The 13352-nt window shown below is 48.4% G+C and carries 13 protein-coding genes; 7 read left to right on the top strand and 6 right to left on the bottom strand.

The genetic code is table 11. From position 1 onward, the window contains the following. Positions 1-16: 16 nt before the first annotated feature. The 3 genes from GmarT_RS18465 to GmarT_RS18455 all read right to left on the bottom strand — a co-directional run bounded on the left by GmarT_RS18465 (position 17) and on the right by GmarT_RS18455 (position 2576). Positions 17-814, bottom strand: a complete 798-nt coding sequence (locus GmarT_RS18465) for a hypothetical protein (protein WP_149303074.1) — start codon at positions 812-814, stop codon at positions 17-19. A 215-nt stretch (positions 815-1029) separates the two neighbouring features. Continuing rightward, on the bottom strand, positions 1030-1893 hold the full coding sequence (locus GmarT_RS18460; RefSeq protein WP_149303071.1) for a hypothetical protein: 864 nt from the start codon (positions 1891-1893) through the stop codon (positions 1030-1032). 308 nt (positions 1894-2201) lie between these two features. After that, on the bottom strand, positions 2202-2576 hold the full coding sequence (locus GmarT_RS18455; protein ID WP_002646369.1) for a hypothetical protein: 375 nt from the start codon (positions 2574-2576) through the stop codon (positions 2202-2204). 95 nt (positions 2577-2671) lie between these two features. On the opposite strand from GmarT_RS18455, the gene GmarT_RS18450 reads away from it, so the two are divergent. Further along, a complete protein-coding gene (locus tag GmarT_RS18450; protein ID WP_002646370.1) occupies positions 2672-3259 on the top strand; it encodes a DUF1990 domain-containing protein in 588 nt (195 codons plus the stop codon). A gap of 119 nt (positions 3260-3378) precedes the next feature. Beyond that, entirely contained in the window at positions 3379-5019 is a 1641-nt protein-coding gene (locus GmarT_RS18445; protein ID WP_044237729.1) for an FAD-dependent monooxygenase, read from the top strand. A gap of 268 nt (positions 5020-5287) precedes the next feature. Here the strand turns inward: GmarT_RS18445 and GmarT_RS30250 are convergent, their stop codons facing one another. Continuing rightward, positions 5288-5953 carry an EF-hand domain-containing protein gene (locus GmarT_RS30250; protein WP_002646372.1) on the bottom strand — a complete coding sequence of 222 codons (666 nt, stop codon included), beginning with the start codon at positions 5951-5953 and terminating at the stop codon, positions 5288-5290. 396 nt (positions 5954-6349) lie between these two features. Between GmarT_RS30250 and GmarT_RS18435 the strand changes: the two genes are divergently transcribed. After that, positions 6350-6952, top strand: a complete 603-nt coding sequence (locus tag GmarT_RS18435; RefSeq protein ID WP_002646373.1) for a hypothetical protein — start codon at positions 6350-6352, stop codon at positions 6950-6952. A gap of 79 nt (positions 6953-7031) precedes the next feature. Next, positions 7032-8519 (top strand): leucine-rich repeat domain-containing protein, encoded by a 1488-nt coding sequence (locus GmarT_RS18430; protein ID WP_002646374.1) that lies wholly within the window; start codon positions 7032-7034, stop codon positions 8517-8519. An 18-nt stretch (positions 8520-8537) separates the two neighbouring features. On the opposite strand, the gene GmarT_RS18425 is transcribed toward GmarT_RS18430, so the two are convergent. Next, positions 8538-9182, bottom strand: coding sequence for a protein-disulfide reductase DsbD family protein (locus tag GmarT_RS18425; RefSeq protein ID WP_002646375.1), 645 nt, complete (start codon positions 9180-9182; stop codon positions 8538-8540). Next, on the bottom strand, positions 9182-10507 hold the full coding sequence (locus tag GmarT_RS18420) for an FG-GAP-like repeat-containing protein (RefSeq protein WP_002646376.1): 1326 nt from the start codon (positions 10505-10507) through the stop codon (positions 9182-9184). The genes GmarT_RS18425 and GmarT_RS18420 overlap by 1 nt, the downstream gene beginning before the upstream one ends. A 341-nt stretch (positions 10508-10848) precedes the next feature. Between GmarT_RS18420 and GmarT_RS18415 the strand changes: the two genes are divergently transcribed. Genes GmarT_RS18415 through GmarT_RS18405 form a run of 3 tightly spaced genes read left to right on the top strand, consistent with a single transcriptional unit; the run spans position 10849 to position 13337 of the window. Then, positions 10849-11793, top strand: coding sequence for an outer membrane protein assembly factor BamB family protein (locus GmarT_RS18415; protein ID WP_002646377.1), 945 nt, complete (start codon positions 10849-10851; stop codon positions 11791-11793). Beyond that, on the top strand, positions 11790-12536 hold the full coding sequence (locus GmarT_RS18410; protein ID WP_002646378.1) for a TlpA family protein disulfide reductase: 747 nt from the start codon (positions 11790-11792) through the stop codon (positions 12534-12536). Before GmarT_RS18415 ends, GmarT_RS18410 begins: the two co-directional genes overlap by 4 nt. Before the next feature lie 54 nt (positions 12537-12590). Beyond that, the gene (locus tag GmarT_RS18405) at positions 12591-13337 is read left to right on the top strand and encodes a TlpA disulfide reductase family protein (protein WP_063825430.1); all 747 of its coding nucleotides are present in this window, start codon (positions 12591-12593) and stop codon (positions 13335-13337) included. Positions 13338-13352 lie beyond the last annotated feature (15 nt).

The following is a 13352-nucleotide window of genomic DNA, read 5'->3' as shown; positions in this document are numbered from 1 at the left end:
AGGAGTCGGTTAGACGTCAGTCAGAAGACCTATTTCCGGCTTCCCATTCCTGAACTGACAGTTTCGCATCTTCCAGATCCTTCTGGTGATCTCTCCGGTTCATCAGAAAAATTCTCCAGTACAAACCGAAGTTCCAGATAAAAGTGATTGTCCAGCCAACGCTGATTCCGGTGGGAGCAGGTAGCAGTTCAAATCTGAAGGGAAGATAAATGATGAGACAAGCCACTGACCAGATGCCAAAGAAATATGATGCCTCATTGAAGTTTTTATTTTCACTTGCCGAAACAGGGATGCCTTCCTCTGGAATCTTATAACGGACAAACCAGCCACACAGTGGCAGAATTGGTAACAGTAAGTATTTGATTTGTTGAAAGTACCAGGCTGGCAGAATGCTGATCAGAGCTGTCACAGTGGCAAAGATGATGATTAATTTGTCCCAACGCTTTCGAGTATGTAGGAAATCATCAGGTCGAGGTGTTCGTGGTTTAATTGTATGCCGGTTTCTCAGTGGCAGCGCAATCTGATGGCAGAACAGCGGCCAGTTTTCCTGCCTGGATTCCAGGAAATGGTCTCGGAAATATTGAATCATCCAGAGTCGTTCTTCTTTATTAAAATAGAACAGGTTGATGGTTCCGACTTCGGTGGCAGTCTCGACTTTGATTTGCCCATGTGAATATAAACTCCACCGGATTACATCGATATTGGACAGTAAAATATACTTTTTCGAAAAGACTCCTTGCAGGATCAGATTTCCATTATGAAAGGCGACTGAGACATATTTCGCGATCAGAAATGACCAGAAAAAAATGCTCATTAGTAAACCCCAAAGCATACTAAAGAAGAGGGTAGCGGAGATTCGAGTTTCAGCAGGAGCGTTGAGGCACATTCCGTAAATAAAACCCAGGCCGATTATGCCAAATAAGATCAATGAGATTATGGCTTCGTTTTGCTCCTTTTTTCCCTGTCGAAACACTCTTTCCTGTTTAACTGGTTCGGACAAATCAGTTTCATCAATGGATTTCTCATTCATCATAACCGACTTTCTTTTCTGTCAGTTATCTGGGGAGAAGATCCGGCTTCCCATTCTTCGACAGAAGCTTTCGATGCTTCCAGCTGTTTTTTGTATTGGTTCTTGTCGAGTCGGTGACATTTCCAGAGCATGGCCGCCATTCCGATCAGTGTCAGACAGGCCATGAAAATATTATTATCAAGAAGCGGGGAATCAATAAACTTAAGTCCCACCAGGATGGTCAGGTAGGTAAGCAGCATCCCTCCTGTAAAAAAGAGAAAGGAACGCAGCTCTTTGTTGGCATTGATTACTTTTGAAACCATTCCCTCCTTAGGAGTAGAGAATCTCAGAAACAGCCAGAGCGCCGTAGGCGATAAAGGGGCAGACAAAAGATGCGGTTGATTAAATTTCAAGGTCGCCAGAACTCCTCCCACCGAAAACAATAGAATCCAGGGTAGCAAAAGCCAGTCCCAGCGTTTCCTGGTGAGCAGGACTTGATCATTGTCCGGCACAGGCAGTGCCTGGGGATCATAGCGCCTGAGCGGCATCGCCACACGATGACAAAAGAGATCCCAGCCCTCTTGATCTGGTTCGGGAATCTGCGCTCGAAGATATTCCATTATCCAGATCTGCTCTTCACAGGGGAAATTCTCGAGATGGATCGTGATTTTCTCCGTCAGGGACTTCAGTTTGATCATACCAGAGGGACTGGTGATCCAGCGGAGTTGTCTGATGCTTTCGAGATCTAGTTCTTTCCGCAGCAGGACTCCCTGTTCAATGAGTTTGTTGCCTTGAATTGTCAGTGATGCGAAATAATAAGCGAGAATCATCCAGACAGAACCGGTTGTCCAGAATAGCCAGAATACGATAGAGCATAATAACATGTAATACTCACCGTCTGACATTGCTGGATCTGTGAGTAGAAAATAGCAGGAAAAAAGCATCATTCCAGCAAAACCAAGAAAACAACATAGACCCTGGTAGAGACAGTTTCTACGGTATCGAAACTTTTGCTCTTCGCTTTGGGAATCCGGAGTTGCTGTGGGTGATCCATTCATAGAAATTTATGACTCAGTTCAAGATCAGACAAAGAGTTCCTTAATCTAACAAACGGATCATAGGAAGGCAGGATCAAAAAATATGCTGAAAGGAGACATTTTCTGATAAAGGGACTCGCCTGAATGTAACAAGTTCACTTCACATTCCAGCCTCCCGCAAATGCCAGGATCAACAGGTAACCCCAGATGGGAGCCGTGATCAACACGAAGCCACTGACAATGATGAGTGAGACTGCTACTTTCATAGAGCGGTGTCTGCGATAAGCGAAGTAGATGCCCGTTCCCCAGATGGTGATGGACAGTGGTGTCAGCAGTCGAAACAGGTAAATCATGAAGCGCCCCTGGGGAAAGAGAGGCCTCAGCAGATATGGCAGAATAAAAATCACAAACGCCCAGCAGGCGAATGTCGCCAGTAGTAATATCACTGACCAGACTGCTACAATCTGCCAGGGAAATGATTTGCTTTTTGTTGTGGATTCACTAAGACCTGTTTCTTCAGAGTGATTCATCAAACGCCTTTTCTGAATAGATTACAGGAATTGTAACAGAATACTCAGAGACACAAGACCAAAGTAGAGTGTCTGACATTTAAGGTATTGATAGCATGTTTCTGCTTCAGCAGCCAAAGGCAAAACAGATTGACGACTTTATCGAAGTTCAGGCACAGCTGGAGTTTACCTACTCATCAATTGGAGCGACGCGGTCACCTGCACCGCCTGACAGCTTTCAAGTCGATCATAACCGGATCTGTCTGGGGCAGGGGCGAGCCGTTTATGAACAGGCGAAGCGGGCACTGCAGGACTGGCAGCACTTTCGGCTGAACTGGGTGAGTCTGCATCATCCCGACGCCTTGCCGGAGCCAGGACAGACCGTGGCAATCCTCGCGCATGCGCTCGGTTTGTGGGTTCTGAATGCGAGTCGAGTGGTGTATGTGCTGGAAGAAACAGAGCCCGTTCAACGGTATGCCTTCGCGTATGGTACTCTGCCCGAACATGCGGAGTGCGGCGAAGAACGTTTTCAGGTGGAATGGCGGGCCGACGATGACTCGGTCTGGTATGATCTGTATGCTTTCTCTCGACCGCAGCAGTTGTTATCGAAAATCGCTTATCCCTATGTGCGTCGCAAACAGAAACAGTTTGCCCGCGATTCGCTGCAGGCGATGAAAGCTGCAGTTGGAAAAGATAAGAAATGACTCGCGAACAGAGTACCGTTATCTATATGATCGTTAAATGCAATCATTGCTGATGTCGTATACTGAGTACGTTTCAGCGACTAAAAGTATTGACTCGCAAGCCTGCAATGGAAAACAGAATGCCAAACGGTCATACAAGCCTACCACAATCTTCCCCGGTGCTCATTGTGGGTGCCGGTCCGACGGGGCTCTCACTGGCCGTGGAGTTGGCGCGACGGAATATTGAATGCCTGCTGATTGATCGTCGCCCGGAACCTTTGCCCTTTGATCGCGCAACGGTTATTCACAGCCGCTCGCTGGAAATCTTTGAGTCAATGGGTGTCATCGATGCATTTCTGGAGCGGGGGCATCTGATGCGAGGCTTTAATATCTTTGCCTATGGTCAGATCGTCGCCCAGACCGACTTCAACGGTCTGGAATGCCGGCATCCCTACGACCTGAATTTATCGGAAAATGAAACGGAAGAGATACTGACGGAACGACTCGTCGCGCTGGGAGGCGCCGTTACGCGGGGCTGGGAACTGAGCGGCCTGCAGCAGAATGAATCACAGGTTACCGCGCAACTGCGATCCACGGAGGGAACAGAACAGACTGTAATCGCAGACTGGCTGGTAGGGACTGATGGAATTCACAGCCGGGTTCGAGAATCCTGTGGAATTGATGTCGACGGCCATCGCTATCTGCGTCGCTGGGGAGTGATCGATGGCCATTTAAAAGACTGGCAGCATGCTCCGGATCGGGCGGCGATTCAAATTGAAGCACCCGCTTTGAATCCGATTCCTCTTCCACGGGAACGCTGGCGGATTTACTTCCGGGCCGATGATGACATCGACAATGCTGCGCTGCTGGAACAGATCAACGCCGGTCTCGAGATCCTGTCCCCCGGTTCCCGTCTGCATGAACCGGATGAACCGATGTTGTATCATACCTATCGGCAGTTGAGTGCCCACTATCAGTCGGGACGGGTTCTGCTGGCCGGTGATGCCGCGCATGCCTGCAGCCCGATTGAAGGGCATGGCATGAATATGGGTATTCACGACTCGTTCAACCTGGGCTGGAAGCTGGCGCTCGTTATTCAGGGGACGGCGGATGCGAAACTGCTGGAAAGTTATGAGCAGGAACGGCGGCCCGCTGCTGCTGCCGTGGGCGCTTCTGGAGACACCGCGGAAGCGCTTCGCAGTATTCCTAATGACCCGGCTGCCATCGAGCGGGTTAAACGTGCTCTGTGTGCCCTGCTGTATACGTCCAGGGGAAAACTGCAGGCGGCCCAGGCAGAATCTGAACTGGAACTACACTATCGCGATAGCCCTCTGGTCAGTGGTTACCATTCAGCTGGCGACGCAGCCCGGCAACATTGGTTGGGACCACTGCCCGGCGATTGCACTCCCGATGCCGGTCCACTCCTGAAGTCTGGTTCTGCTGAAGCCATTCAGTTGAGCCAGTTGATCTGCAACGAGGGACACAGTCTGCTCTGGATGGCCACCGATCAGACCGAGGTTCCTGATTTCGAAAAATTCCATCACAATCTGCAAGCCTGTGGCGAATTCTGGATCATCTCAACTGCTCCGCCACCAGAGTTCCTGCCAGAATCATCTCTTCAGGAATGCTGGCTGCATGATGTCGAAGGAAAGGTACATGCGCGGTTTGGTGTGATCGACGCCAGCCTGTTTCTGATTCGCCCCGATGGGCATATCGCATTTCGCAGTGAACCACCTGAGCTGGCGCGCGTCGCCAGTTATTTTGAGAACCTGTTCAATTAGCGCGTTGCATTTCGAGTTCAGCGCGCGAAGAGTGCCGGGAATCTCCCATCGACTGGTATAGCAGACAACATCGCTCGATCTCGGAATTCGAGGATGCTGCCTGCCCCAAGGAGTTACACCGTTTTCGTCTTGGATCGATTCCCGGCACAGCGATGATGTGGACCATCAGCACACATTTAACCTGCGCCCCGTTTTACTGTAACGTCTCCCAGGCTGTTTGGTACGAGTCAAATAGATTGGAAATCGCTCAGATTCTACAGGGTGAACTCTAACTATTAGGGTCTTTCGTTCGTGTGGTGTCCGGGTTCAGTCTCCCTTTGATCTTATACAGGGCTGCCTTCTTTTCATCGGTATCGATGATCCCGTCTCGGTTGGTGTCAAGCGTGCGGAAGAGTCGCTGCAGAGAGCGTGGAACTTCGTCTGGACTGACGACGGTGTCCAGATTGGTATCCAGTCGCTTGAAAATATCTTCGTTCAGTCCAAGTCCATTGACGTCGGAACGGCCGCTGAGCATTTTGGTGCGATCGATGACGGCCAGCTGTTCCATGCGGTTCAAAACGCCGTCACCATTGGCATCGGCGTCTTTTACTTTGGATCGCATCTTAGGAGGAACTTCATTGCCGACGATCATGCCATCCCGGTTCTGATCCAGACTCAACATCATCTGTGTGACCAGTTCTGCGGTATCCGTGGTGGTAGTCTGCGTCCCTGTCATGCCTCCTCCGCCACGCATCATACTGCCACCCATCTGCGCACCTCCACCTCCCTGCTGGCACTGACCTCCTCCGCCACCTTGCTGACCCATCTGTTGGCCTCCGCCGCCTCCACCACCGCGGGGGCCGCCTCCTCCACCACCACCGCCTCGCTGGGCAAAAGCGTCTGTGGAAAACATGGATAACGCCAGAATTGTAAGTAACATACTGAATTTTCGCATACGTAAAATCCCCCTATCGGACAACAGGTGTCAAACTAAAAAATACAGTTGGCCCGATACTGCAGTGGATTGCTCGCTTAATAGCGTCAGCTGCTGGAAACTGAAGTTTCCAAAACGAATGTTTTAAGACAGGAATAAATACATGGACTCATGGTCTGAGCTGTATCTCATAATATAATAACAGTTTATGAGAGCGGATGTTGTCGTTTCGAATCAGGATCTCACCCCCTGTTTATTAAAACGCAAACCGAAATGGTATTGCTACCAGCGTTTTGCAAAAAAGGGGAACCAAATTCCGGCATTAACTGATAAAGAGAGACATACCGTTCGACAGAGACTCAATGTGTTACAATGGAAGCTGAGAAGTATGTATCCATCGCATAAAGAAACATTAGTATGATCGTTGTCAAAAACAGAGACTGGAATCGTAATTACCGGGAAATTGTCATCGACAGTATCTATGACTCTTTTCCCCCGCAATCACACTTTGCGGACATTGATGGCGAACAGTTAGTACATGCCCGGGGGGATGACTACGATGAAATCATCCGGGACTTTTCAGGGAAGACCTGGGATCAGCTGGATCACAGGTTGATCTCAATTCACCATGAAGCGCCGGTATTCATGTCATATTGGGGGTTTCTGAAATTTCTTCCTGCCTGTTTAGTCGATTTGTTTGACGACGATACTCAGGTTATACATTCTGTCTGGAACCGACTGCTGGAACTGGAAAATGAAAGTACTGTCATTCCTCAGAGCAATGAGTTAAACAACGACCAGCGTATCTGCTGTATCCTGGCATTTGTCAGAGTCACTGATTTTCCCCTCGACACGAGGATGCCTGCGCGGACACCGGAAGAATACTATCACAATCCCAGTCCGGAGGCGGCGTTTAATATTGTCACTCTGGGATTGCATCACGAACGCATTGCTGCCATCCGCACACAAATTGAAGCGATCAATGACAGCTTCGTGGGAGAACGCTGGGACAGCGGGTAGATTTCACTTGAAACTATTGCATTGAGGTTGATCAATTGATAGTTACTCAAAATAGTTTGATACTCACCAGAGAATCACAATGAAAAAAAATATGATTTTAGTGCTGTGCTGTTTTATCTGCCAGGGATGTATGCAGTCTCCTCGAGATAAAGCAATTCAGGCCATCAGAGATGCGGGGGGTAAAGTCATCTTTGCACCGGGAACGGATGAAAGTACCGGAAATCTGGGAGACAAAACGGTCAGTATGGTGATGTTAAATGAAATTCCAGTAGACGATTCGATCCTTGTCCATGTCAGCAAACTGACTGAGGTTACCTCCTTGTGGATTATCGGTACCGAAATTACGGATCAGGGTTTGACACTACTTCGAGATTTACAGGGTTTACAAAGTCTGTATATTACAAACAACCAGATCTCTGATGCTGGTATCCAGCAACTTCCGCAAGTAAAGCTTGTTGAATTAACTCTTGGTGGAACAAAAATTACAGATGAATCTCTAAAGCATTTTTCAAATAGTTCAGACCTGAATACGTTAAATGTAGGAAAGACTGCAGTTTCTGATCGTGGTCTTCAATATGTCAGTCAATTCAAAAAGTTGGAAAGGCTCTATCTTCATGAAACTCAAATTACGGATGAGGGAATGCAGCAAATTCAGGGTTTGAAAAATCTCAAATCTCTCATGCTTAATGAGACTGAAATTACGGACTCAGGATTAACTGCTCTCAGAAATCTGGATCAATTGGAGGAACTCTTTCTCAATGAAACAAAAATCACTGGTGCGGGGCTCAAAAAATTAGAGCGACTTACTCGATTAAGTAAACTGATCCTTTCAGAAACAGATATTACTGATGCTGACATCAAATATCTGAAGGAGTTACCGGCTTTGAAGAGGCTGTATTTGGATCAGACTCAGCTGACTGATGATGGTCTGTCGCAAATCGTTGACTTTCCCAGCTTGGAAATGTTGGATGTATCCAATAATCAGATTACTGATGCAGGGTTGATATACCTGCTGCAAAACGGAAAACAATGGTCATCAATTAATCTGTCAGGCAATCAAATAACTGATGCGGGCTTATCTATCTTAGGAAAATCGCATATTGAGTTAACTCTTGATTTAAGTAACACTGAGGTGACCGACGCCGGACTAAAATATTTGACCTCAATGAACATGTTGTTCGGTTTATCACTCAATAATTGCCAAATATCAGACCAGGGCGTCCAGACTTTAATGGAATTACCTGCCTTGAAGTCAATTCAATTGAACGGGACTGACATCACAGATTGCAGTCTGGAAATTATTAAAACGAAATCCGATATGCTGGTACTCTATCTGGATGATACGAAATTGACAGATGCTGGTTTCAGTCAATTGCAGGGTTTGACTGGTTTGCAAATATTATCACTCAATAATACAGCAGTGACCGACGCCAGCTTGAAGTTCTTTAATAAGATGACAAAACTATTCGAACTCAATCTAAAACAAACTGCTGTCTCAGATGCAGCTGTTCAGAAATTACTGAAAAAAATCAATAAGACCGAACAGATCTGCCACATCAATCGGTAAGCCGATGGGTCACTTCTCTCATTCTTTTACTGAATTGAGTCGGTCCACTAGAATGGTAACATGTAGTCTCTTTTGCGTCGGGCTCAAGCAGCGAAATTCATCGCAGGCCTGGTATTGCACCTGGCTGCTGATTTCATATTCACCAGGCTGGGCCTCTTTCGTTACCAGAATCATCTGTTGAAATTCGACCTGGCCTGAATAAACGGGGTGGCTGTCAGCCGACTGGGAACGACCGGTTGGGGGAGTCTGCCAGTCCCCTTGAGTCTCAAATCCGTCAGGCAATTCCAGTTTGAGTTGCGTGGCGACATTTTCGGGTTGTGCCTCCAGCGACCGGATTTCCCACAAGGGGGCAATATCAAACTTCACTGTCACAGGGAAGCTTGCTCCCGGTTTTACTTGTTGATGTGGAATTTCAAGCAGAACCGCAACCTGCTGACCCTCCACGCGATCAGAAATCACGGTCTGGCTTACCTGCTGACTTGCAGGGGGAACACTGGTTTCCACCTCAGGTTGATTCACAGTGGTGCTGCTTTCCGGAATCACTTTCTGGTCAGAAGCCTGCTCACAGCCTGAGACTGTCAACAGAAAACAGCCCAGGCAAATCAGCGACAAGATGGCAGGAATACTGAAAACAGGTTGTCGGTTCAAAAGCAGAGCGTTCATTATTTCCTCAAATACAGCCAGACGTAACCGTGGGACTTTGCCAGATCGAAACTGCGGTTTCCCTTGCCGCGCATACTTGCCAGGAAGGGACGCATCTGCTTTACGAATTCCGCATCGTATTTCTCACTCGCTTTGGCTTCAGGGCTGTCTTTAAGGGCCTTATAAGCTTCCGACCATTCTTTTGTCGCTTTGTCGCTATAAAGTTCATCACCGGGATAGCGTTTTTTGAAATCCTCCCGCAAGGCTTCGATTTTTTTGCCATACGCTTTGCCGATCGTTTCCGCTTCGGACAGTATGCGCTCAACCTGTTTTTTTTCATCTTTCGTCAGGTCTTTACGAAAATCGTAAGTCGTAGTGAAATCACCGAGAATGAGATCCAGCTTGCCATCCTGGTTATAGTCGACGACTTCAATCTGCGCGCGAATGCCGGGAACAATCTCATCTTCATTCCAGATCACCTGGTTATAGCCGTTCCCGTCATGTTTGGAGATGAGAGTTTTTCCTGCTGCAAACTGAGGTGCGGTTTTCGAGCCTGTATTGCGAAACCAGGTGACGCTCCCTGCATCACTGCCTGCCAGAATGTCCCACAGGCCGTCCTGGTCCCAGTCGGCGATGACCGGACAGCAGTGTTTTTCCACCTCCAGTGGTTTTCCATCTGCATTGACAGTCTGGTTCTCAGCAGTAAAGGCATACTTTTTTGCATCTCCTTCGTTGAGGCGCAGTTTCAGATGACCGTCAAAGCAGCCAATCAGCAGATCGAAATCGCCGTCCGCATCCCAGTCGACCGGAGCGTAAAAACTGCCGAACGACTGGTAATCCTGTTTCTGTTTGACGCTGCTGCGGACGGGGACGCCCGCTTTGTCTTTCAGTTCGACAGGTGCGGCGAATTTGTGATCGGGCAGTCCACGAAAATAGAAGCAGGTACCCGGATCATAAGAACTGCTGATGAAATCCCGGATGCCATCGTCGTCCAGATCGACAAATCGGGGTTGTCCGCCGACGCAGCAGTAGATGTTGACTTTCGCGTCCTTGCCATCCGCCTGAACTTTCCCCATATCCATATAAACCGGGGCATCACTGCGCCCCACATTTTTGTAGTAACGAAACGTGCCACTGAAATCGCCCACCATCAGATCTTTGAGGCCATCGCCGTCCAGGTCTTCAATACAAGGGCTGCTGTGTCCCCAGGCGGCGCCGGTATCGATGATTTTTCCTTCTGCTTTCAGACGAACCGGTTGTTCAAACTGGTCATCCGCAAAGATCGGAATGGAAGAGATCAGATAGAAACAGAAGACGCACAATGGAAGCAGGCGGCGTGAAGTCATCGAAAATCCTCGCAGATGGTTAAGATGATGTTTCAGTTGTTCCGTAGAATCCTCTCACCGTAAAGAGAGTCCGTGTGCCTGCCTGATTGTCTGTTTATTTATCATTTTTATTGGAGAATAACGGTATTGTATCAGCTGCGTTTCAGGCTACTGTAGTTGATTCGCCAGATCAACTGCGATTCAGGAATTCTAACCAATGAAATTTAATGGAAAATCTGTCGATTCGATGGGAAAGGGATGAAACGAATTCTGTTCTGTGTTCCCACTGAGTTGCTGGAAGGTTATGATACATAAGCTTTTGAGGTTCAATCTTCACTCGAATGTAAGGACCAGCGGTTATCATGAAACGTGCCTCGCAGTTTTTAGTAATGTTATTAACCTGTCTGCTGGTAACCGCTGTTGCGTCTGCGGAACGACTGGTGCTGGTGAGCGCTTCCTATCAGAAGGACCTTCTGGCAATCTGCTCTGCAGATGGTAAGGTGCTCTGGACTTACAAAACAGCAGGACCGAAGAAAGGGCACGCCGGCCATCACGATGTGCAACTGCTATCTGATGGTAATATCCTGTTTCACGACAGCTGGACCGGCCTAAAAGAAATCACCCTCGATAAAAAAATCGTCTGGGCTTACGATTCCGCAACGATGAATGGCAATGCCGGTAAACGTGTGGACGTGCATGCGTTCTCCCGACTTCCCAATGGAAATACGGTGATCGTGGAAAGTGGCGTGGGACGCATCATCGAAGTCGATCCACAGGGTAAACTTGTGCATCAGTTCCCTCTCAAGAAAGGGGGGACGCAATCCACCCGTCTGATGCGAATTACGCCGAGGGGAACATACCTGGTCTGTTCTGAACAGCCTGGTGTGGTGACCGAATACAATCGGGACGGCAAAATGATCTGGGACTACCTGATCAAAACCCGTGTGTATGGCGCGATTCGTTTGAAGAACGGCAATACGCTGATCGCGTCCGGCAGTGGTAACAGTATTCGCGAAGTGAATTCTGAGAAAGAGACGGTCTGGGAGATCCAGGGTAAAGTGCCAGGGACGGAAATCGAGCTCAAATGGACCACCTGTCTGCAGGAACTGGAGAACGGCCACATCGTGATTGGCAACTGTCACGCCGGTCCGGAGAATCCGCAGATCATCGAACTGGACGCTGACAGAAATGTCGTCTGGCAGTTTGACGAATTCGATCTGGTCGGTAACGGTCTGGCATGCTGGCAGATTCTGGATGATTCTCAATCCTCACTGATTCGTAAACAACTCAAAGCACAAAAACCATGAGTATCTCCACCTACAACTCGATTCTATTCGCTCTAGAGATTGGTGCCTTCGTCGCGATCTGTGTCATGATCGTTTCGTTTTTTGGCATGATCATTCAATGGAGGACACCGCGACGAGGCCGCCACATCCTGCGGCTGCTGCTTTCGCTGGGGATCATTTTCGGCTGCATCGTGGTACAACAGGCGATTTTCTGGGGGATGCTGATGCCCACTTTGCGTGAACAGCAAATAGCAGAGCATGAGTCGGGACGTGCAAAACAGCTTGATGAATCGTCTGTTCTGAAGGTAGGGGACGAGGCTCCTGAATTTACACTCACGATGACGGACGATAAAGAATTTTCGATGTCAGAGGCACGAGGCGATGTGGTGCTGATCAATTTCTTCGCAACGTGGTGTGGCCCCTGTCGCCTGGAATTGCCTCATATTCAGAAAATCTGGGAAGCGCGCAAAGTTAATCCCCGTTTTCGACTGCGGGTGATCGGTCGCGAAGAAACGCTGGAAACCGTGAAGCTGTTCTGTGAAGAGAACGGTTTCACATTCCCTGCGGCCCCCGACCCGGATCGTGTCGTGTTTTCGATGTTTGCCCACGATTTGATTCCACGGACACTGGTGATTTCTCCAGAAGGAACCATCATCTTTTCCCAGGTCGGCTTTTACGAACCGGATGTCCCGAAGCTGGAAGCTCTGCTGGACGAGCAACTGGCCGGTCTGCCAGATGCGAAAAACAAAACGGTTGCAGAGTGAGTTGAACAGCATCGCATTATTTATTTTGTGCTGTGGTCATAGCTATGGTGATTTATGAGCGGAGAGACATACAATCTGGTTGTTAATTTCATAGCGATTGCAATGTATATTGCCATTGGTGTGTTGGTGTTTTCGCTGGGTTTTATGTTGTTACGTTGGAAAACGCCAAAGCGAAGAGGACATGCACTTCGACTTCTATCCTCAGTCATTACGATACTCGGACTTTATGCACTGCTTTACGTTGTTAACTTCTGGATCTTTTTACCGTCCCTGGTCCGCGAGAAAATCGCAGAAGAGAATGCATTCCTGGAGGAGCGGCTTACCAAAACATCCATTGTACTGGTTGGCGACACAGCGCCTGACTTTTCTGTAGCAACGATAGACGGCGAGTTGTTTTCCTTAGCAGCGGCGCGGGGCGAAGTGGTGTTGATCAATTTTTATTCGAACTGGTGTGGCCCCTGTCGTCTGGAATTGCCGTATATTCAGCAGATCTGGGATGAACACAAGAGCAATCCGGGTTTTCGTCTGCTGGTAATCGGACGAGAGGAAACAGAGGAGAAGGTAAAACAATTCTGTGAGGAATTCGATTTCACCTTTCCCGTCGCTCCCGACCCCGAACGAGAGATCTATTCCCAATTCGCCCACGAACTGATTCCACGGACCCTGGTGATCTCTCCTGGTGGGAAAGTGGTCTTCTCCTCGGTTGGTTTTTATGAAGACGATCTCGAGAAACTGAAACTTGTTCTCGACCAGCAGTTGGCCGGTCTGCCATTAGAGAAAAGTAAACCTGTTGTGGAATGAATAATTAGAGAACTG

Origin of the sequence: Gimesia maris, from assembly GCF_008298035.1 — a bacterium.
GTDB lineage: Bacteria > Planctomycetota > Planctomycetia > Planctomycetales > Planctomycetaceae > Gimesia > Gimesia maris.
This window is presented reverse-complemented; position numbering and strand designations above follow the sequence as displayed.